This is a genomic window from Paenibacillus xylanexedens (assembly GCF_001908275.1).
Classification (GTDB): Bacteria; Bacillota; Bacilli; order Paenibacillales; family Paenibacillaceae; genus Paenibacillus; species Paenibacillus xylanexedens_A.
Genome location: NZ_CP018620.1, coordinates 1,225,650 through 1,246,014 on the forward strand (window position 1 = coordinate 1,225,650; position 20,365 = coordinate 1,246,014).

Annotated in this window: 20 protein-coding genes; 8 read left to right on the forward strand and 12 right to left on the reverse strand. The window is 47.9% G+C overall.

Annotation, left to right across the window (positions count from 1 at the left end; translation table 11 throughout):
- Positions 1-133 precede the first annotated feature (133 nt).
- From BS614_RS05580 to BS614_RS05590, 3 genes are read left to right on the forward strand one after another with little or no spacing between them, the layout of a single operon-like run.
- Positions 134-1,048 (forward strand): carbohydrate ABC transporter permease, encoded by a 915-nt coding sequence (locus tag BS614_RS05580; RefSeq protein ID WP_074093195.1) that lies wholly within the window; start codon positions 134-136, stop codon positions 1,046-1,048.
- Positions 1,032-1,886, forward strand: coding sequence for a carbohydrate ABC transporter permease (locus tag BS614_RS05585; protein ID WP_074093196.1), 855 nt, complete (start codon positions 1,032-1,034; stop codon positions 1,884-1,886). Before BS614_RS05580 ends, BS614_RS05585 begins: the two co-directional genes overlap by 17 nt.
- Positions 1,887-1,945: 59 nt before the next feature.
- Positions 1,946-3,283 carry an FAD-dependent oxidoreductase gene (locus BS614_RS05590; protein ID WP_074096698.1) on the forward strand — a complete coding sequence of 446 codons (1,338 nt, stop codon included), beginning with the start codon at positions 1,946-1,948 and terminating at the stop codon, positions 3,281-3,283.
- 521 nt (positions 3,284-3,804) lie between these two features.
- Here the strand turns inward: BS614_RS05590 and BS614_RS05595 are convergent.
- The 4 genes from BS614_RS05595 to BS614_RS05610 form a co-directional block, all read right to left on the reverse strand.
- Positions 3,805-4,455: an amino acid ABC transporter permease gene (locus BS614_RS05595; RefSeq protein ID WP_074093197.1), complete on the reverse strand. Its 651-nt coding sequence runs from the start codon at positions 4,453-4,455 to the stop codon at positions 3,805-3,807.
- Between the two features lie 223 nt (positions 4,456-4,678).
- Positions 4,679-5,401, reverse strand: a complete 723-nt coding sequence (locus tag BS614_RS05600; RefSeq protein WP_074093198.1) for an amino acid ABC transporter permease — start codon at positions 5,399-5,401, stop codon at positions 4,679-4,681.
- A gap of 101 nt (positions 5,402-5,502) precedes the next feature.
- Positions 5,503-6,333: a transporter substrate-binding domain-containing protein gene (locus BS614_RS05605; protein WP_036673119.1), complete on the reverse strand. Its 831-nt coding sequence runs from the start codon at positions 6,331-6,333 to the stop codon at positions 5,503-5,505.
- A 39-nt stretch (positions 6,334-6,372) separates the two neighbouring features.
- Entirely contained in the window at positions 6,373-7,101 is a 729-nt protein-coding gene (locus BS614_RS05610) for an amino acid ABC transporter ATP-binding protein (RefSeq protein ID WP_051449904.1), read from the reverse strand.
- A gap of 480 nt (positions 7,102-7,581) precedes the next feature.
- Between BS614_RS05610 and BS614_RS05615 the strand changes: the two genes are divergently transcribed.
- The gene (locus BS614_RS05615; RefSeq protein ID WP_084174410.1) at positions 7,582-9,195 is read left to right on the forward strand and encodes a glycoside hydrolase family 28 protein; all 1,614 of its coding nucleotides are present in this window, start codon (positions 7,582-7,584) and stop codon (positions 9,193-9,195) included.
- A gap of 151 nt (positions 9,196-9,346) precedes the next feature.
- On the opposite strand, the gene BS614_RS05620 is transcribed toward BS614_RS05615, so the two are convergent.
- Positions 9,347-10,198 carry an AraC family transcriptional regulator gene (locus BS614_RS05620; RefSeq protein WP_074093199.1) on the reverse strand — a complete coding sequence of 284 codons (852 nt, stop codon included), beginning with the start codon at positions 10,196-10,198 and terminating at the stop codon, positions 9,347-9,349.
- 257 nt (positions 10,199-10,455) lie between these two features.
- Here BS614_RS05620 and BS614_RS05625 point away from each other — a divergent pair, with 257 nt between their 5' ends.
- Positions 10,456-10,917, forward strand: a complete 462-nt coding sequence (locus BS614_RS05625; RefSeq protein WP_017691032.1) for a cupin domain-containing protein — start codon at positions 10,456-10,458, stop codon at positions 10,915-10,917.
- Between the two features lie 149 nt (positions 10,918-11,066).
- Here the strand turns inward: BS614_RS05625 and BS614_RS05630 are convergent, their stop codons facing one another.
- From BS614_RS05630 to BS614_RS05640, 3 genes are all read right to left on the reverse strand, one after another.
- The gene (locus tag BS614_RS05630; RefSeq protein WP_074093200.1) at positions 11,067-11,918 is read right to left on the reverse strand and encodes a DUF4179 domain-containing protein; all 852 of its coding nucleotides are present in this window, start codon (positions 11,916-11,918) and stop codon (positions 11,067-11,069) included.
- Positions 11,915-12,433: a sigma-70 family RNA polymerase sigma factor gene (locus tag BS614_RS05635; RefSeq protein WP_074093201.1), complete on the reverse strand. Its 519-nt coding sequence runs from the start codon at positions 12,431-12,433 to the stop codon at positions 11,915-11,917. The genes BS614_RS05630 and BS614_RS05635 overlap by 4 nt, the downstream gene beginning before the upstream one ends.
- A gap of 276 nt (positions 12,434-12,709) precedes the next feature.
- Entirely contained in the window at positions 12,710-13,537 is an 828-nt protein-coding gene (locus BS614_RS05640; RefSeq protein WP_074093202.1) for an aldo/keto reductase, read from the reverse strand.
- Between the two features lie 333 nt (positions 13,538-13,870).
- On the opposite strand from BS614_RS05640, the gene BS614_RS05645 reads away from it, so the two are divergent.
- Positions 13,871-15,127, forward strand: coding sequence for a DUF445 domain-containing protein (locus BS614_RS05645; protein WP_074093203.1), 1,257 nt, complete (start codon positions 13,871-13,873; stop codon positions 15,125-15,127).
- A gap of 85 nt (positions 15,128-15,212) precedes the next feature.
- On the opposite strand, the gene BS614_RS05650 is transcribed toward BS614_RS05645, so the two are convergent.
- From BS614_RS05650 to BS614_RS05665, 4 genes are read right to left on the reverse strand one after another with little or no spacing between them, the layout of a single operon-like run.
- Positions 15,213-15,566 (reverse strand): YxeA family protein, encoded by a 354-nt coding sequence (locus tag BS614_RS05650; RefSeq protein ID WP_074093204.1) that lies wholly within the window; start codon positions 15,564-15,566, stop codon positions 15,213-15,215.
- Between the two features lie 29 nt (positions 15,567-15,595).
- A complete protein-coding gene (locus BS614_RS05655; RefSeq protein WP_074093205.1) occupies positions 15,596-16,327 on the reverse strand; it encodes an ABC transporter permease in 732 nt (243 codons plus the stop codon).
- 12 nt (positions 16,328-16,339) lie between these two features.
- Positions 16,340-17,089, reverse strand: coding sequence for an ABC transporter permease (locus tag BS614_RS05660; protein WP_074093206.1), 750 nt, complete (start codon positions 17,087-17,089; stop codon positions 16,340-16,342).
- Positions 17,089-18,006 carry an ABC transporter ATP-binding protein gene (locus BS614_RS05665; RefSeq protein WP_074096700.1) on the reverse strand — a complete coding sequence of 306 codons (918 nt, stop codon included), beginning with the start codon at positions 18,004-18,006 and terminating at the stop codon, positions 17,089-17,091. The genes BS614_RS05660 and BS614_RS05665 overlap by 1 nt, the downstream gene beginning before the upstream one ends.
- A gap of 156 nt (positions 18,007-18,162) precedes the next feature.
- Here BS614_RS05665 and BS614_RS05670 point away from each other — a divergent pair, with 156 nt between their 5' ends.
- Complete coding sequence (locus BS614_RS05670; RefSeq protein WP_074093207.1) at positions 18,163-18,876, forward strand: response regulator transcription factor; 714 nt, start codon at positions 18,163-18,165, stop codon at positions 18,874-18,876.
- Positions 18,876-20,258 (forward strand): sensor histidine kinase, encoded by a 1,383-nt coding sequence (locus BS614_RS05675; RefSeq protein WP_074093208.1) that lies wholly within the window; start codon positions 18,876-18,878, stop codon positions 20,256-20,258. Before BS614_RS05670 ends, BS614_RS05675 begins: the two co-directional genes overlap by 1 nt.
- Positions 20,259-20,365: the final 107 nt, after the last annotated feature.

The following is a 20,365-nucleotide window of genomic DNA, read 5'->3' on the forward strand; positions in this document are numbered from 1 at the left end:
AAGGCGACCACTTCGCTTCTTCAGGTTTTTTCTGTCCTCTACGTTCTTGTGTAAATGTATAGTTCACCTTATATAGAATCGTCGCAGAGTTCAGCTTCGGAGGAAATTTGTTTAAAAGGGGGAGGCCTGATTTGTGAACCATTCACACAAGCGCAAAAGAGGGGGGCCGCTCGCCAGAGAGGCCCAGATCGCAGGTTGGTTGTTTGTATCGCCGATGGTGCTTGGGTTTACCCTGCTGCTGTTATTTCCCATGGGTCTCGCGTTATACATGAGCCTGACCGATTGGCCGCTGCTGGGGGATCATCATTTTATTGGATTGGATAATTACCGGAATATTATGACAGACGCCATGTTCTGGAAAGTGCTCGCCAATACGGTTTATTTCACAGCGGGGCTGGTGCCGCTTAATATTGTGCTCGCCCTGCTGCTCGCGTTGCTGCTGTCCAGAAATCTGCGGGGCATCGGAATTTTCCGAACAGCGATCTTTGTTCCGGTCATGACCTCGTTGATCGTATGGGCCATCGTGTGGAAGCTGATGTATGCGACAGAGTCTGGATTGATTAATCAGCTTCTGTTGATGCTGGGCATCAAAGGTCCGGCCTGGCTTTACAATCCGGATTTGGCAATGCCAGCGATTATCGTGACAAGTGTGCTGAAAAATGTCGGTCTGAATATGGTGCTGTTCATTGCAGCTATTCAGCAGGTACCGCGTTCACTGTACGAAGCAGCAACATTAGACGGGGCGGGCAAAAGGGGAACCTTCTTTCACGTAACGCTGCCCATGATCACGCCAACCGTGTTTTTGACCGTAGTCATGACCGTGATTGGTTCACTCAAAGTATTTGGGCAGATCTACGTGATGACACAGGGCGGGCCGAGCAACAGTACAAAAGTATTGGTTTATTATATCTGGGAAAAAGCATTCAAATTATTTCAGTTTGGCTACGCTTCTGCTCTCGCATATGTGCTGTTCTTTATCGTGCTAATTCTGACGCTGCTGCAATGGCAGCTCCGAAAGAGGTGGGTATTCAATGAAGGCGATGCCTAGTCCTTCGGGGCGGAAGATAGGAAGTACTCTGGGGACGTATTTGTTGCTGACTCTGATTTCGCTCATTATGATTGTGCCATTTATCTGGATGATATCGACATCATTCAAGGAACCCCAGAGCATATTCACCTATCCACCGCAGTGGATACCGGAAACATTCCGATTTCAGAACTATATCGATGTCTTTCAATTGATTCCGTTTCACCGTTTTTATTGGAACAGTATCTACATTTCTGCTTTGGTTGTGCTAGGAACTGTATTCTTTGCCTCCCTCGCAGGGTATGCATTTGCCAAAATTCCGTTCAAGGGACGCAATGTGGTATTTCTCATCCTGCTGAGTGCGATGATGATTCCCCATGAGGTGACGGCGATACCGATGTTTCTGTTCATGCGACAACTGGGGTGGATTGATACCCATCTTCCGTTGATTTTACTGCCGATCTTTGGGGCGGGTGGTGTGTTTGGCATCTTTGTGATGCGGCAGTTCTTCATTACGGTGCCAACGGAGCTGGAGGAAGCGGCGATGATGGACGGCTGCAACCGATTCCGGATATATGCGCGAATTATGCTGCCCATTGCCAAGCCGGGTATGGCTACGCTGACAATCTTCACGTTTGTGACGATCTGGAATGAGTTTTTTGATCCGTTGATCTTCATTAACTCGCGTGATCTAATGACGCTTCCGCTTGGATTATCCCTGTTTACAGATGAAGTGGGTACAGCCTGGCAATATCTGATGAGCGCCACCGTCATGGCAACCTTGCCACTGTTAATTGTTTTTTTCCTGGCACAACGGCGCTTCATTGAGGGGGTTGCCATGACGGGACTGAAAGAATAAGCCGTGTAATACGTGCAATAGAACGGAAGGAGGGACAACATTTGCGTGAACAGAAGAGTATGAAAAAGGAAGAAGCAGATGTCGTTATTGTGGGAGGGGGCCCTGCGGGTATAGCGGCAGCCATTGCGGCTGGACGGCAGGGTATACGAACAGTGCTGCTGGAACGATATGGATTCGTGGGCGGGATGTCAACTGCCGCTATGGTTTATCCCTGGATGACTTTCCATACGGAGCGCGGTGAGCAGGTTATTAAAGGTATTGCGCAGGAGATCGTGGATCGTTTGCAGGCACGTGGCGGCTCTCCGGGGCATCTGCGCGATACAGTTGGATTTGTGCATACCGTCACGCCGTACCATCCAGCCATCTTTCAGGTGGTTGCAGCAGAGATGTTGCAGGAGGCTGGTGTCCGGCTTCTGTTGCACAGCTTTGTGGACGAGGTGGTCGTTGTAGATGATCGGGTGGAAGCGGTGCGAGTGACCAACAAGTCTGGAAGAAAGGAGTTCCGGGCGAACGTATTTGTGGATGCAAGCGGCGATGCGGATCTGGCTTATCTTGCGGGTGCTTCTGTGGCAAAGGGACGAGACGGCGACCATCAGTCACAGCCGATGACCATGAAATTCCGCATGCGTGGTGTCGATCTTGGACGAGTGAAACAATACATGCTGGAGCACCCGGAGGATTTCTATGTGAAAACCCCCTTTGCTGAACTGGACAGCATTCCGTTAACCGGGGTGAGTGGTTTCTATTCCCAGTGGAAAAAAGCAAGTGTGCCGATTAATCGCGACCAGGTGTTGTTTTTTACCGGACCGGCAGAGGATGAAGTGCTGATTAATTGTACCCGGGTGCAGGGACTTGATGCGACAGATGCCGAGGATCTGACCTCTGCGGAACAGGAAGGCCGGAAGCAGGTGCTAATGATCGCTGAGTTTTTGCAGCGTGATGTGCCTGGCTTCGAACGAGCTTCGATCTCGGCAGTAGCGCCGCAGATTGGCATTCGTGAATCGAGACGGATCATAGGTCATTACGCATTGACCCGGACGGATGTAGTTGCAGGACAAAAGTTTGACGATGTGATTGCCAGAAGCGGTTATCCGATTGATATTCATGACCCTTCGGGTCAAGGCGTTGTGGCTGCCTTTATTGAGGGAGACGGGGCATATGATATTCCGTATCGCTGTCTGATCTCTCGCAATATCCGCAATCTGCTGGCGGCAGGACGCTGCATCTCCACCACACATGAGGCGCATGCAACGACAAGGTTGACTCCAAGCTGTATGGCTACGGGTGAAGCTGCGGGAACAGCGGCTGCACTAACAGTGAAGATGAAGCTGGACCCGGTTGATCTGCCAATCGAGCTGTTACAGGTGGAATTACGTCACAACGGAGCAGCGATCTAGCAGATGAGCTGATTGTGGTCGAATGGGGCGAATCGGGTGAATCATTAATAGTGGGAGTGGGTGTTTATTTAATTCGCGGTGGCGTACGTTTTAACGAACCTGAGACGTCTAATTCCGGGATATAAGCTGAAATGAAAAATGTAACGAATCTCAGTGAAGTTATTCTGCTCAAAACCCTGTAATAGGGGGTAAAAGCGGGGGAATCGGAAGATTAGAGCGTCTACGATTCGTTAGATTAGGAAATGTCCCGAAAAAGGCTAAATAAGCTTCCCTCAGTTCGTTAGAAATTGGTGGGAAGCTCGTGCATTGATGAGTATAACTGTAGCCCCAAAGACTCCAAATCCACTGCATAGCATAGGTGAATTTAGAGTTTTTGGGGCGTTCTCATTCTTTTCATCTATTAGGTTCTTTCCTTCAAGTTCATTTCTTCATATCTGATCAATCACGGGGTCTCGGTTCCTTCATGTTCCTTGATGTTCCTTCATGTGTCGTATTCTTTCATGCGTTATTCTCTCTGATTATCAATTCATCCGTGCCTCAAGTCGCCTTGCGACAATGGACAGCGCGTAGTTGATGGCAAAATACAATACGGCTGCGAGCAGCAGGGCCGGGATAATGTAATCGAAACTTTGACCGCCAAGGATCTGCACGTTGTGCATCAGTTCCGGCAGAGAGATGATGATCGCCAGTGAAGTATCCTTCAGGAGTGAGATGAACTGGCTGACCATCGGCGGGGACATGCGGCGTAGCGCCTGTGGCATGATGATGCCACCGAGAGTCTGCATGTAGCTCAGGCCCGAGGAGCGGGCAGCTTCCACCTGACCGCGCTCAACGGATTTCAGACCGCTACGGACGATCTCGGCGATCATCGCGCCTTCAAACAGACTCAGTCCAACAACTGTGGACCAGAAGACGGACATTTTAATCCCGAGCTGTGGAAGCACCATGTGGATGAAGAAAATGATGAGCAGCAGCGGCAGATTCCGGATCGTATCCACGATCACCGCCACGATCTGTGACAGAACAGGGATACGGGTAAACCGGATCGTACCCAGCACAGTGCCGAACACAAAGCTGAATATAATGGATAGCCCTGCTACCTGCAGGGTAATCAGGAATCCTTGAAGCAGGAAACGAAGGTTGGGCCACGCATAGGCCCCGCTAAAGTCCATATTTTATTAGCCTCCTTCTGTATGCAGGAATGGAATATCGAAGATCAATAGATGGGGCATGGACTGTGTAGAAAGCAACTCAAGCACCGTAGCAGTGAATTACAATATGCACTGTGACATGATCACCAATGCCAGTAAAACACAGACGATCCAGTACTCATTTAAACCACATGGACAAGCCGATATTTCTCCCTAAAAATCTGCGGAGGTACAAGTCGATCTATTACATGGTAACCTGACCTGCCGGTTTGTTCTTTTTCGGTTTGCCTTTGGTGCTGCGCGCCTCTGCATCCCTCTGTCCAAACCTGCGCTCCATATAATGCACCAGGAAGCTAAGTGGTAGCGTCAGCACCAGATAGAACAGCGCAACAATGGTGTACACACTTAGCGGCTGGAACGTATCCGAGTTAACCAGGTCGGCAAAATACATAAGATCCATACCGGCGACAACGGCAAGAATGGATGAGTTTTTGACCAAATTGATAAACTGGTTGCCGATGGACGGCAACACAATCTTGATGGCCTGGGGCAGAATGATCAGGTTCATGGCCTGTACATAGGACAAGCCTGAGGATCTTGCAGCTTCCAGCTGTCCACGCGGTACAGTCTGAATGCCCGCTCGAATCGCTTCGGCAATGAAAGCGGCCGTGTAGATGGTTAGGCCCAGAGTACCGGAGACAAACCCATCCAGCGAGATGCCTAGTGCAGGCAGTCCAAGATAGAAGAAAAACACAACCAACAGCAATGGGATGTTTCGGATAAATTCCACAAAAGCCGTGCCGAGCCAGTTCAGGGGTTTCACAGGGGATATCCGAAAGATAGCCAGGATCGCGCCAAGGATAAAGCTGCCAATGAGAGCCATAATGCTCACTTGAATCGTATTCAGGAACCCTTCCAGAAAACGATCCGAGTGTCGCATTAGTACGCTGAAATCCAATGTGCCCATATAGGCGAAGCCTCCGTTCTCCAGATGTAGAAACGGCGATTACGTCTGCTCATGCATCGCATCCAGCAGACGAATTCGCCGCTTACCTATCTTAATTCGGGTTACTCGGGCTTCGCGCCCAGCCATTTCTCATGTAATGTGTCATATTCCCCGCTGTCTTTCATGCTTTTGAGCAGCGCGTTGACTTCCTCCACGAAGGCAGTGTCGCCTTTGCGAATGGCCATACCATAAGGTTCGCTTGTGAAATTGCCACCAACCAATTGGAAGCTGTTATCCGTCTGTTGCATACCGATGAGGATGATGTTATCTGTGGTCAGCGCTTCGCCTTTACCTGCTTTGAGAGCAGTGAATGCATCCTGATAGTTATCGAATTCAAGCACCTCAGCATCCGGGGCTTTCTCGCGAATGTTCTGAGCGGATGTGGAGCCTTTCACCGCGAGTACTTTCACCCCGCTGAGGCTTTCTAGGCCGGTAATTGCACTGTCGTTTTTCACCAGCAGGGACTGCCCTGCTTCAAAATAAACATCACTGAAATCTACCTGTTCCTTACGCTCATCCGTAATTGTCATTGTGGCGATGATGATGTCGATGTCTCCATTTTGCAGCATGGGAATACGTGTCTTGGAAGTGACCTCTTTCAGTTCAACCTTGGTCTCATCTCCAAGGATCTGTTTGGCGAGTGCCTTGGCGATATCAATATCGAACCCTTCAACGTTGCCACTTGCAGGATCTTTCAAGCCAAACAGCTTCGTATCGTATTTCACACCGGCAATGAGCTTGCCACGTTCCTTAATCCGCTCAATCGTGCCTTTCGCCTCGGCGTCACCACCACCGCTCGCTGAAGGTGTATCTGTACCTGTACTACAACCGGACAATACAAGGGAGAGAATGAGGACAAGCATAAATGATGGCCATTTCAATAATTTTTTCATGAATAAAGACCCCTTTCAAAATGGAATAGTGGATTATTCTCAATGATGAATCAGACGGCTCAGGAATTGCTGTGCTCGTTCTTCTCTGGGGTTGTCAAAAAATTCAGCAGCGTTGGCCTCTTCTACAATTCGGCCTTCGTCCATGAAGATGACCCGGTCCGCAACTTCGCGGGCGAATCCCATCTCATGGGTAACAACGACCATGGTCATGCCATTATGGGCAAGGGAACGCATAACATCGAGGACTTCCCCAATCATCTCGGGATCGAGAGCAGAGGTAGGTTCGTCAAAAAGCATGATTTTGGGCTCCATGGCAAGTCCTCTGGCGATGGCTACCCGTTGTTGCTGTCCACCGGACAACTGGGAGGGATAACTGTCTGCTTTGTCGGCAATGCCCACCCGGGTCAGATACTTCATAGCTGTTGCGGCTGCCTGTTCTTTGGGTTGTTTACGCACCTTCATGGGTGCAAGGGTAATGTTATCGATGACTTTTTTGTGAGGATAAAGATTGAAGTGTTGAAATACCATGCCGATGTCACGGCGGAAGAGGTTAATGTCCACCTTTTTCTGATGTAGAGGAATCCCACTGACGACAAGTTCACCTTCGGTAATGGTCTCCAGGCGGTTAATACAGCGGAGTAACGTGCTTTTGCCGGAGCCGGAAGGTCCGATAATGACGACGACCTCTCCTTCTTCAATGTGAAGATGGATATCCTTGAGGACATGAAAATGACCGAAATGCTTCTGGACACCCCTAAATTCAATCAAGAGTACACCCCATCCTTTCTGCAACGTCTGTGTGTAAAAGGAATAATAAGGAATAAATTGAAACTAGTTATTTAATCATACATAGTCATCCTGCTTATGGCAATTGGTTTGTGATAAAACATGACATAAGTAATGGGTTCCGTGGGGCTATAGCCGGAAAAAATGTTATATATCTGTCATGTTATTAAATACCTTGTGACGAATCCTGACAGAAAAATGAATCTATTCTCCTAGTTGTTTTCCAACCTTTGGAATAGTTGTATAGAGTATACTGAAAGTGATGTTTGATTTATGACTCTGATTAACAAAACAAATAGCATCAAGTTCCACGTGTACATGGCAAGAAAGCTCAACCCTACACGTCATGCCATTGATATGATGGAGCGAGAGAGCGTCCGTTTGAACGTAAGTAAGGAAAGTAAAAGCAATGTATTGATCCCATAACAATTCCATTACATGTAGAGAGGATGATTCTGCACGATGAATACATATCACTCCCCAATGTCGACAGGAGCAAGTGCCCAGTCCGATGTTCGAGCTTATGAAGCCAATTTGCCTGTCATTCCTGTACAGGATTTTCAGCTTACAGACTATGGAGCTGTTGGAGACGGCGTAACAGATAATACGGAGATGTTCCGACTTGCCATCGCTTCATGTGCTGAAGCAGGAGGTGGGAGAATCGTAATTCCTGCCGGGGTATGGCTCACAGGCCCGATTGTAATGCGCAGCCGTATCGAACTACATGTGGAAGCAGGGGCACTGGTTACATTTAGCCGAGATTTTGATCAATACCCATTAATTGCATCAAGCTTCGAAGGCTGGCAGGTGGTACGTTGCCAATCCCCGATCGATGGTGATCAACTGGAGGATATTGCGATTACTGGTGAGGGGATATGGGATGGGGGCGGGGAGGCATGGCGTCCGGTGAAACGCTCCAAAATGACCACTTCACAATGGAACCAATTGATCGCTTCCGGTGGTGTTGTAGAGCAATCCGGCGGAGATGAAGAAATCTGGTGGCCTACCACAGCTGCACTTGAGGGTGACACCATCGCGAATCGATTGCATCAGGAGCAGGTACGTGATGTCGCTGCCTATGAAGAAGTCAGAGACTTTTTGCGCCCCAACATGGTCAGCTTGCGCAGATGCAAACGGGTATTGCTGGACGGTCCAACGTTCCAGAACTCGCCTGCGTGGAATCTTCATCCCTGGGCATCTGAGCATGTCACTATTCGTAACGTGAGTGTGCGGAATCCGTGGTTTTCTCAGAATGGAGATGGGCTGGACGTTGAATCCTGCCGTCATGTGGTGGTGGAGAAGAGTGTATTCGATGTCGGTGATGATGCGATCTGTCTGAAATCAGGCAAGGATGCCGAAGGCCGTGAACTGGGTCTTCCATCGGAGTACATCACCATTCGCGATTGCACGGTGTATCACGGTCATGGCGGATTTGTGATTGGCAGTGAAATGTCCGGTGGTGTGCGGCATGTGCGTGTGTCGGATTGTACGTTTATCGGTACGGACATTGGACTTCGCTTCAAAAGCGCACGTGGGCGCGGCGGAGTGGTTGAGGACATTCAGATTGAGCGCATATATATGAAAGATATCATTATGGAAGCCATCTCGTTTTCCTTTTTCTATGCAAATCAGGAAGGGTCTGCCCGGGGCAGTGATCTGTCTCAGGAGATTAGCGAAGAGACGCCAGTGTTCCGGGATATTCGAATATCGGATGTGGTCTGTGCCGGTGCCGACACTGCGCTGCTTGTGAGTGGATTGCCGGAACAGCCTTTGGATGGGGTGATCATCCAGCGTTACCACGTGCAAGCTCGCAGTGGTATCCAATGTGCTCATGCGAAACATCTGCATATCGCTGAATTGCAGGCGCAGATCACCGAAGGTCCGTTGGTTCATTTGCACCAGTGTAAAGGGGCAGAATTAGAGAGCATTCAGGGCAATGGTGCAGATGGCCGGCTTCTGATGGTGACCGGACACGAGTCCGCAGGCATTGTATGTCGTGAAGGCGATGCTGACACAGATGGTCGTCAGATCTCTGTGGGTCCTGAAGTACGAAGTGGCGTGATCATTCGCAGGTAAAAGGTATGTAGTAGGGGGTATACAAGTTGGTCCAATTCAGCCGTAGTGGCGTAGCCATAGATCCAGTAATCGTGATGCCTTTTAATTAAGGAGTACGTAATCTCTGGAGCGAGGCTACCCACTCGGCTTTTATATGAAGTTATCTGATGATCTACCGGTGTTCCTTGCGATAGCGCAGCGGTGTTGTACCGGTGACCTGTTTGAATGTTTTGTTAAAATGAGCCGTATGCTCAAATCCTACCTTCTCTGCGATCATCTGGACACGCTCTTGTGTGGACAGCAATCTTCGTTGTGCCTCCCGGACACGAACAACACGCAAATATTCGCTAAATCGAAACCCGGTAAACCGGCTGAACATTCGGCTCAGATAGGATGGACTGATATAAAAACGATTGGCTGCACCTTCCAGCGTAAGTGGTTCGGTATAGTTTTTATTCACATAAGTGACAATTTCACTGATTTTGTCCTGCATCGGATGCAAGGGACCGGGGCATGACTGCCGGATGTCCTCCTCTACCCGATGAATACGGATCAAAAGTTGGGCAAGCAGACTTCTTACGGCGATCTCATAGTGAGGGCGTCGCTCTTTGCATTCTTGCAGCATCTGCCACAATATACGCTCCATCTCGGGCTGTTCCGCTTCAGGCAGGCGAAGCAGTCTTGAACAATTAAAAGGCAGCAGACCACATATGCCAAGTTCCATCCCCGTTGCAAAAGCAGGAGAAAAACCGATTAGAATTCGTTCGAAGCCGGGAATGCTTCCTTTGGAGGTGGTATGTACATCGTGTGGATTAATCAGAATTAAATCACCCTTGCGGGCGGACAGAATCTGACCATTCATGGAATACACTCGTTCACCTTCAAGTAAGTAATACAGTTCGTAGAATGGATGAGCGTGAGGTTGTGGCATACCATTCCCATCATGTCTGCGCATATGTTCAATGGTAAATGAATGTTCACCGATTCGGTATTTGGGTCCAATCCGATCCTCTATGAGACTCATGGTACAGCTCCCCTCTGCTTCACGGATTAACAACGATATCCATATCATAACGGAACATCCATCTTTTTGTAAACGCAATCATTGGAAATGAAATATTTCTTTAATCTTATCGTTAAATACCGAGAGAACGAATCTGGCATGGCACTTATGTGCTGTCAAGGTGACAAAACTTGAATGATGTTTTAGAGTAGGGGGAGAGAGGCGAAACTCTGGTTAAGGAGTGTCTCCAATATGATTTGGAAGGAAGGAAACAGGTTATGACGACACATGAATTATCGCCATTGGTTGCTGCGCTCAATATGCAACCTCACGTTGAAGGCGGTTGGTATAAGGAAGAATGGAAGGCGTCTTATCAGATTCCACAGTCCGTTCTGCCGGATACATACTCCGGCCCACGATTCTCGGCAAGTTCCACGTATTTCCTGCTACACGCACATGAAATCTCCGAGTGGCATACGGTTCTGTCCGATGAACTTTGGTTGTGGCACAGCGGCAGTCCGGTTGAACTGAAGCTGGGCGGCAACGGGGAGAACCCGGAGAACGAGGAAGTTCTTGTTCTGGGGATGGATATTGCTGCGGGGCAATCACCACAGGTGCTCGTTCCTGCCGGCGTATGGCAGACAGCGCGTCCGCTGGGCGATGAGCCTGTACTGGTAACTTGCGTAGTAGCGCCAGGTTTCCACTTTGATGATTTCAAGCTTGTATCCAAAAGCGAATAGGTTTTGATATGTGAAAATCCCGATCCAGGTGCATAGGCACCCGAATCGGGATTTTTTTGGATCGAGTGTATTAAATATGCTGAGGTCTATGCCCAGTTCAGGGATGTAGGATTCCCTTTTGAATCAGCATCACTTTTGGCAATGACTAATCACTTCGGATTCTCGTTACTCATCCAGCTGTCCACATAAAACTCCTCATGATAATCCGGTTGCTGAGCGAGTTCTTTGAGCTTCTGTTCAGCTTCTTCAGCGGTAAGATATTCTCCAATAACTGCTGTAAACTCACCAGTGGACGTTTTGAGGAAAGAGATGTCCTCATCCGGATAAGATTCTTTAATTATACCCATCGATTCTCCAAAAGGCATTGATTCTGTGCGGAGAGAGTATACCTTCCGAGGTGTGACCGGTTTGCCGTCGGAAGTCAGTTTCACTTCCAGGTATCCAGGGTTCTTGAATTCCGTTACGGCATACTGTACCCCTTCTTTTAAAACAACTACGAATCCGACAGAAGAGTCGTCTAAAATCATGGAACCATAAACATCTTTCACTAAAGGCTGGGTCATGAAGTCGGCTTTGACTTTCTCTATATCCATGTAACGTGCACCGCTAAAAGTAAAGAGGATACGATTCGGTGCTTCTCTGTGTACTACATTATAATGGGGTGCATCATTAGTCTGATCTTGCTCGTCGGTGCTAAAATTGATTTTAAGCGTATTTTCGGTTGCTTCCGATCCCACAGTTACTCCATCGGTAATCTTGCCTCCATCGCCAAATTGCAACACCTGAACAATAGAGCCGACCACAGGTATTTTGGACATGGCGTTTGCTACGGAAGGGATGTTCACCACGAAGAGAAAAGCAGCACATGCCGCTATGACTGAGGCATAACGAATCATTCGAGATGAATTCTTGCGAGCAGTGGCTCTTTTCTGTGCATGATGAATAACGTCAGTAAGTTGAGCAGGGATTTCAATATTTTCGTAACGATCTTTACCTGTCATAGATCTCCAACCTCTCCTTCAATTAAATCCATTTTTAATTTGTTGATAATCCGATAGAATTTTGACTTAACGGTATTTTCCGACAGGGAGAGCACTTCAGCGATCTCCCGGAAACGCATATTACCAAAGAACTTTAATATAATATAGGCTCTATCTTCGGGCACGAGTCGATCCAGTGCATCATACAGATCCATTTTCTCTTCCACGGATGCCCCTCGCTCTGGAGCTACAAACTCCTGCACATGATCCTCCATATAGGTCACTCGCTGGTTGCGTCGAATATGATCTATCGCTGTGTTAATCACAATTCGTGACATCCAGGAATCAAAATAAGTCATGGACTCCATCTTTCCATAAGCGATGTACCCTTTATAGACCGCTTCGGATACGATATCCAGCGCTTCTTGTTCATTTTTAACATAGCAGTATGCCAGTCGATATAATTTATTTTGAATCTCTGTTATTTTTTCGCTGAACTGTTCTTCTTTTGTTTTTCTATGGTTCAGTCTAATCACTCCTGATCCCCCCTGATCAACCTAAATATTCAAGTCACCGCGCGTTCCAGGCCTGGATTCTATATAAGTGCTTGAGTTCGCTTGACACTCGTTAGACTGGTGAGGAGAAGAAATAGTTCTAAACGGTCAAAAAAAACTTTTATTCTTTCGTCCCTGAATAGGATAACGAGCCTCGCCTCCATTCTTAACAACGAATAGTTTGCCTATAACATCACATACCAAAACACCCGCTCTTCTAAGATCGAAGGCGGGTGTTATCGAATTCATCTGCTTATATTAGAAGTTAAAGTTGTCGGGATCAGAACCAAAGCGTTTGTTCTCGTTCAGGCCGTTAATCTGCTCTACTTCTTCCGAAGTTAACTCAAAATCGTAGAGATCGGCGTTCGCACGAATTCGCTCAGGGGTGACAGATTTCGGTATGGTCACGATGCCGTTCTGCAGATCCCAGCGCAGAATCACTTGTGCGGGGGACTTGCTGTATTTGGCGGCGATATCCTTCAGCAACGGATGATCCATCAGATGACCTTGTCCGAGCGGAGACCAGGCTTCGATCTGAATCTGATGTTTGTTGCAGTACTCACGAAGCTCTGACTGAATCAATAGTGGGTGAAGCTCCACCTGATTAACTGCTGGTTTGATCGTGGCATCGATCATCAAGTCTTCCAGATGGTGAATCTGGAAGTTGCTCACACCGATCGCGCGGATGCGTCCTTCTTTATGGAGTTTCTCCAGCGCTCGCCATGTATCTTTGTACTTGCCTTTGACTGGCCAGTGGATAAGATAAAGATCCAGGTACTCCAGTTCGAGTAGTTCCATGCTGGCTTCGAAGGCAGCTAGCGTGGATTCATATCCTTGATCGCTATTCCATACTTTAGTGGTAATGAACAGATCCTCACGAGCTACTCCAGATTCACGAATACCCTGAGCGACACCTGTTTCGTTGTTATACGCTTTGGCTGTGTCGATGCTGCGATAACCAGCTTGAATGGCTGTTTTGACAGCATGAACGACTTCGTCTCCGTCTTTAACTTTGAATACCCCAAAACCCAGCCATGGCATTTTGACTCCGTTGTAGAGCGTGGTTGTGTCCTGCACGTGTTTCATGGTCCGAAATTCCTCCTCGTATTGATTCATTGTTCCACTATGTAATTACCCTGCAGTTCAGTAGCCAATCGATATCGAAGGGCCGTCTTGAATGATTATACTAAAATCTTCCTGGTCTTGGAAAAGGGAGCGATCCATTTTACGAAGTAAACGCCGCTATTATCCTTTTTCTTCAACCAGAGGTTTGGTTTTGACGCTTGTGGGTGATAAGATGAAGTATACGAAATATGGAAGTCAAGACTTTGTGATTGGAGAGTTTACATAAGAACAGACGAAGTACGGAATCGGGTATAGACCAGACCGTACGATTAACGATAAAGGAGCAAGAATATAATGGCTAAACCTAAACAAACCAAAAAAGCAGCTGCCTGGTCTCTCGTAGTGATGGGAGCAGGATTTGCTGCATCCTTGCCGTTCCAGGGCGCTCCTGTGGGCAAGTTGCTGGTAGGATCATTTGAAGCGGGACTCGTGGGTGGACTTGCGGACTGGTTCGCCGTTACCGCATTATTCCGTCACCCGCTCGGCATTCCCATTCCACACACGGCATTGCTGCCGAAAAATCGCGATAAAATGACGGAAGGTCTGGTCTCCGCAGTAGAGAATAACTTGCTCAACAAAGACAGCATTACCGAGAAAATTGCAGATTTCAAAGCAGCAGAGACGGTGCTCGATACGTTGACACGTGAGCTTCACAGTGACGGGATCAAGATCATGATTGATACGCTCTGCAAACGAATTCTGGCGGGTCTGCCGTTAGAGCAGATTGCTCCGCTCGTAGCACGTGAGATCAAGTCACAAGCGGGCGCCTTTGATCTGGGTCCGATTCTGGAACGGGCTGCCCACCAGATGACAGAGCGTGGTTACGACGCCAAAGCGCTGGACTACGGACTGAAGCAAGCCGAGGAGTGGCTGGTTAAACCCGAGACGATCATGTTTTTGGGTGAAAGCGGCATGAAAGCCATTAGTGGCATTCAGATGAACGGTTTGATGCAGTTTGCGATGAATGCGTTCCTGGGTTATATGAACGAGGAGCGTCTGGGTGGCATTTTACAAGGATATCTCTTCGATCGGGTAGAGGATATGAAACGTGAAGGCAGCGCTCTTAGATACAAGGTGCTTGATATGGTACGTACCCAGACGGTGCGTTTGGCAATGAGTGAGGCTATGCAAGATGGAATCAACAGCTGGAAGAACAATATGCTGGAGGGCTGGAACGCAGAGGAAACGGTGCTGAACAAACTCACTGAACTGAGAGACAAGGCGCTCGCCGCGATGGAAGATGGACAGTATGTAGATACGTATGCACTGCCAGCCATTGAGCGAGTATTGGTTGATCTGCGGGCAGATGACGAGTTGATGACAGGCATGAATGCCAAGATCGTAAATGGCGTCACAACACTGCTGGAGAAAAACCATTCCAAAATCGGTAAACTGGTACGCGAAAATGTGGACAAAATGGACAATGCCACTTTGGTTTCGATGATTGAGGATAAGGTTGGACAGGATCTGCAATGGATTCGGATCAACGGAGCCGTTACCGGATTTGTTATCGGGATTGCGCTGACTGCGCTGCAGATGGCATTGGCATAACCTAAAAGAGCCACCCTTGAAGTAATGGGGCAAGGCTCTTTTTGTTATGCAAATATCAATGGAGATATAGATACGCATCTTTTTTCTATTTAGAGGTTAACTGCTTGGCTTGCCCTGGCAGATCGTCCGCTGTGACCTCTTCCCAGTGTGTAACACCACGCAGCGTGGATACATATAGTTTCAGATAGGCTCCATTTTTGAGTAGCTTACTGGTGGAGAAGCTGAGTGTTTTGGATTTTCCTTCGTCTGTATAGCCGATCAGTTCATAAGCATATCTGCCATTGTCATCCTTGTTGACTGTAGTCTGATTCACAGTGGTATAGTAGGTTGTTTTGCCGGCAGGGTTATCGGGAGTCAATTTAGCAGGGTCCATGAAGAAGAGCCACAGGCAAGTCAGAATAACGAGTATCAATGCGAGAATAGTGAATGCTTTTTTCATGTTCTTGTCCTCCTTTGATCTCGGTAAATTTAGGACGATACGATGTCTTTATATTTCAGGCGGCGGATCGACCAGGTAGCAAACAGAAGGATAAAGAGACTGTTCATGAAAAGAAAGACGATATTCTCCGAGGATGTCAGTCCCTTTTGACTCAGAACGCCCATGCCTATAGTTAACAAGGAGTAGGGGAATAACATGCCGATTTTCAGCACATACATGCCTAGTCCTAGAAAGACTGCACAAAGGCTGATGCCAATTGGCGTCGCAAAGCTTCTTATCCGGATCGACAACCCTAGTTGCAATGCAGCAATAGAGATAGCGGCAAACCATCCTCGCAGGCTCCATATGACGGTCTCCATCGGGAACGGACCCGGAATGACGAACAGTTTGCCTGCTGCCCAGTACATGAGCATGAAGAAGGCTTGAGCCGAGAAGATCAATATGCCAACAATGACCAACTTGGCAACAAATAGGCTGGTGACTGACACTGGAGAAGCCAGAATCATATTCCAGTTGCGATTGCTGTGTTCCAGGCGGCATACAAAGGCACAACAGATAGCGATCAGGATGGGCAGGAAGAATTCTCCGTAAAACAAACTGACCTGTGTCCACAGGCTGTACCACCCGTTTTGTAAAGCCGCTTGATTAAAATAAAAGTTAAAGCATCCGATAAGCAGACTGATAATAGGCAGAATGCCCAGTACCAGGCTGATCCGGGAATGCCGAAGTTTAAGCCATTCTGCGGAAATGCTCCTCAGCATGTGTTCCCCTCCTCAAATCTCTTGTCTTGAAGCATGAATATTCCCTGCAAAATAGAAGATGGCAGCCATCAACAAGGCGGCTAAGAAAAGACCGACAGGCAGCATACCCGATACATAGGTACCCGAAGATGCGCTGTAAATATAAGTGACTGGATTCAGATCCATGTAGTAAGACCAGATGAAAAGGTGACGTACACCTGCAGGAAACAAACCCGATGTTGTACCAATGAATCCGCCCAGCATACCCAGACATAACGCAAAAGCCTGATTGCGTACCGTAAGAGATAGCCATTGCTGAAGAGCGGTTATCGCGAGTGTAGTTAGCAGTGTGCCTATAACGAACTGCACCAGCAGGGAGAATGGTAGCGGGCCGGAAATGTTTTTGGATAGACCGAAACCGACAATGAACACAGCTTGCGCAAGAATACCATACAGAATCAGGCTGTTCGCACATATGTACTTGGCTGTGTAGACATGATTACGTCCGATGTTGGTCGTCATCAGCATCTTCCATGTGTTCCCCTTATGCTCCATGTCACAGATGCGGGACACAACGATAGCCGATATAATGGGCAGGAACAGTCCGTTCATGGAAGCGATGCTGAAGATCAAGGCTTCCCAACTCGCATTGGCTGCACTTCGGGAGATGGAGATGCTCATGGACATGGAGGCCCAGATCATTTCTGCGGCCAGAAAAAGGGATAGCATGACCCAGATCCTTTTGCGGCGGATTTTATAATACTCCAGGGATAGAGCTTTCATTACAGGCTCCGCTCCTTTCCGGTCAGATCCAAGAATATGTCTTCCAGACTTTTCTTGTGTTCCTCGATCCGGATCACGGGGATATCGTGTTCTACCAGCACCTTGTTCATCTGAGAGACTTCCTCGTCACGAAGATAGTTGAACACCAACTGTTTTCCATGAACTGTGGGCATGTAGCCTTGAGTCAAAAGGATTTTCTCTGCCCTTGTCGTGTCTGTTGTCTGAAAACGAATGGTGGTCTTGTTATTGGCTTGAAGGCTCTGCATGGTTCCCTGAAACAGCAGCTTGCCATCACTGATAATCCCGACCGAGGTAGCAATCTGTTCGATCTCGGACAACAGGTGGCTGGATAACAGGACTGTTATGCCATATTGACCCGGAAGGGACTTGATTAATTCCCGGATCTCACCGATTCCGGCCGGATCAAGTCCGTTTGTAGGCTCATCCAGAATTAGCAGGCTCGGGAAGGCAAGCAGGGCCATGGCAATACCGAGTCGTTGCTTCATCCCTAGGGAATACTGATCGGCCTGCTTATGTTTTTGATTTTCGAGCCGGACAATTTTCAGAGCTTCATCAATATTTTTGTTCGGTACGTTCCGTAGCCGCTGCATGACTTTCATATTCTCAAGTCCAGTCAAGTGGCCGTAATAAGATGGAGATTCGATCAGTGAACCTGTCTGATTCAGAATGGAAGGGCGATGTTTATTCAGATCTTTGCCGAACACCTTTACAGTGCCTTCGGTAGGTTTGATCAAACCCAACAGCATTTTTAATGTGGTTGTTTTGCCTGCTCCGTTAGGACCCAGGAAGCCAAAAATCTGTCCCGTCTCAACTGCCAGATTGACCTGATGTACGCGGTTAGTACCGCCATAAGATTTGGACAGGTTATGCGTTTCCACGATGGGGGAACTGTTTATCATTGATCTCAACTCCATTTCACTAATGTCTCTGTTGCTCTAAATATAGATCAGGCTTCTTGCTCGTAGCTGAAGATAACCTTACAATTACCTTAAATGGAAATGGGAAATATAGGATGAATGCCTTTATGATGTATAATAAAAAGGGTGATATCAATGGAATTATTGAAGAATAAGAAAATATTGATCGTAGATGATGAACCTGAGATACGGGAAATGATTGAACGTTTTTTACGTAAAGAAGGTTTTTTTCGGGTCTATACGGCCGATAACTTCGTGAATGCCTTGGCAGTATGCAGGCTTGAAAAACCGGATGCAGCAATCCTGGACGTGATGCTTCCAGATGGGGATGGGTTCTCTCTGCTCTCTTCGATCCGGTCATTCTCGGACATGCCTGTTTTGTTCCTGTCGGCACGTGGTGAAGATGAGGATCGATTGCTCGGTCTGGGGCTGGGAGCGGATGATTATATGGTCAAGCCCTTTCTGCCAAGAGAGTTGATTCTCAGGCTGATGGCTATTCTGAAGCGGGTATATGCCTCCAATACGGTGGAGAGATTGCCTGTATTCCGTTTAGGTGAACAAACCATTGATCTGGAGAGTGCTGTTGTGCAGGGGACAGACAGGGAGCTTCCATTGACAGCTAAGGAGCACGCCATACTGATCAAGTTGTATGAGAATCAAGGCCGGATTGTAACCAGCGATGCCCTGTGTCAAGCCGTATGGGGAGACGAGAGTTATGGTTATGAAAATACACTGATGGTGCATGTTCGGCGAATCCGGGAGAAGATTGAGGAAGACCCGTCCAAACCGGTATTTTTGCTAACCGTTCGGGGCCTTGGTTACAAACTGATGGCTCAGGAGTCTAGGTGATGGATGGCGTTGTTCGAATTCTAAGAAAGTTTGTAGGATCTACCATTCTGGTATCTGTGGTGCTGTTATTGTTCAATCTAATTTTGCTAGGTTCGCTGATCTTCAAGGAAATTCATGAGGGTCCTTCCCCCGGTGCGGTTGTGAAACAGATGGCCAGTGGTCTGAGTAAGGGCGAGCAGGGGGACTATGCGCTAAACAGCGATGGAATGCAACTGCTGGATACATATCAGGCTTGGGCGATGCTGCTCGATCCCCAGGGCAAGGTACAGTGGAGCGAACGGCTTCCGGCTGAAATCCCGCGCTCTTATGACGTGACGGATGTTGCGAAGTTCTCGCGATACTATCTTAAGGAATACCCGGTGTACGTATGGGAACGTGAAGATGGATTATTGGTCGTAGGCTACCCTAAGAATACGTACGGAAAATACCAGTTCGACTTTCTGGCAGAGTGGCTCAAGTCATTGCCTATTCGGATCATACTATTGTTGGTGTGTAATGTGGCTCTTGCTCTACTAGTATCCATACTCATTGGAACGCGGGTGATCCGTAGTATTCGACCGTTAATCCATGGCATTCACGCATTGGCAAAGGAAGAGCCTGTTCACGTCGAAACCAAAGGTATATTTAATGACCTGTCACAAAGCATCAATTCAACATCCCGTATGCTTCAGGACAAGGATGATGCTCTAAAAGCGAGAGATGAAGCGCGATCCAACTGGATCGCAGGCATTTCTCATGATATACGGACACCCTTGTCCATGATTCTGGGTTACGCGAGTGAGTTGGAGGAGCAATCGGATTTGTCAGCCGAGCACAAACAGCAGGCCTCCATTATTCGTCGCCAGGGTGAACGCCTGCGGTCACTGGTCAGTGATCTAAACCTGGTATCCATGCTGGAGTATGAGATGCAGCCTCTACAGTTGAAGTCGATTCGACTCTCGGTACTAGCAAGGCAGGCTGTGTCGGATTTTTTGAATAATGGACTGGATGAGCGTTATCCAATCTCGCTTCATGTTCAGGACGAGAGTCTCCATGTTATGGGGGATGAACGATTATTGTATCGTGCAGTAACGAATTTGGTACAAAACAGTATCACGCATAACCCGGAGGGGTGTGCAATTGTGCTGGAAACGATGCGTGCAGCTGAGGATGTATGTTGTGAATTTGTGGTGTCAGATGATGGAAAAGGAATTCCAAAAGAGTATCTGGACGATGTGGTGGTTCTCCCCTATGCGGCAGGACGCGTACGGCCTTCCCGTCAGGGACATGGCTTAGGGCTTCCAATGGTATCAAGGATTGCGCAGGCTCATCGGGGAAAGCTTATTCTTGAGAGTGATAGTGGGGAAGGGCTTAGAGCTGCTTTGCAGTTGCCTGCTACTTAGAAAAACACCTGTCTTGGACAGGTGTTTAAAATTTTGTGCATTTAACAACGAAATAACACAATTTTGTTGTGATTCTAGTAAATGCGATTTATTTTGTAAAATGGTGG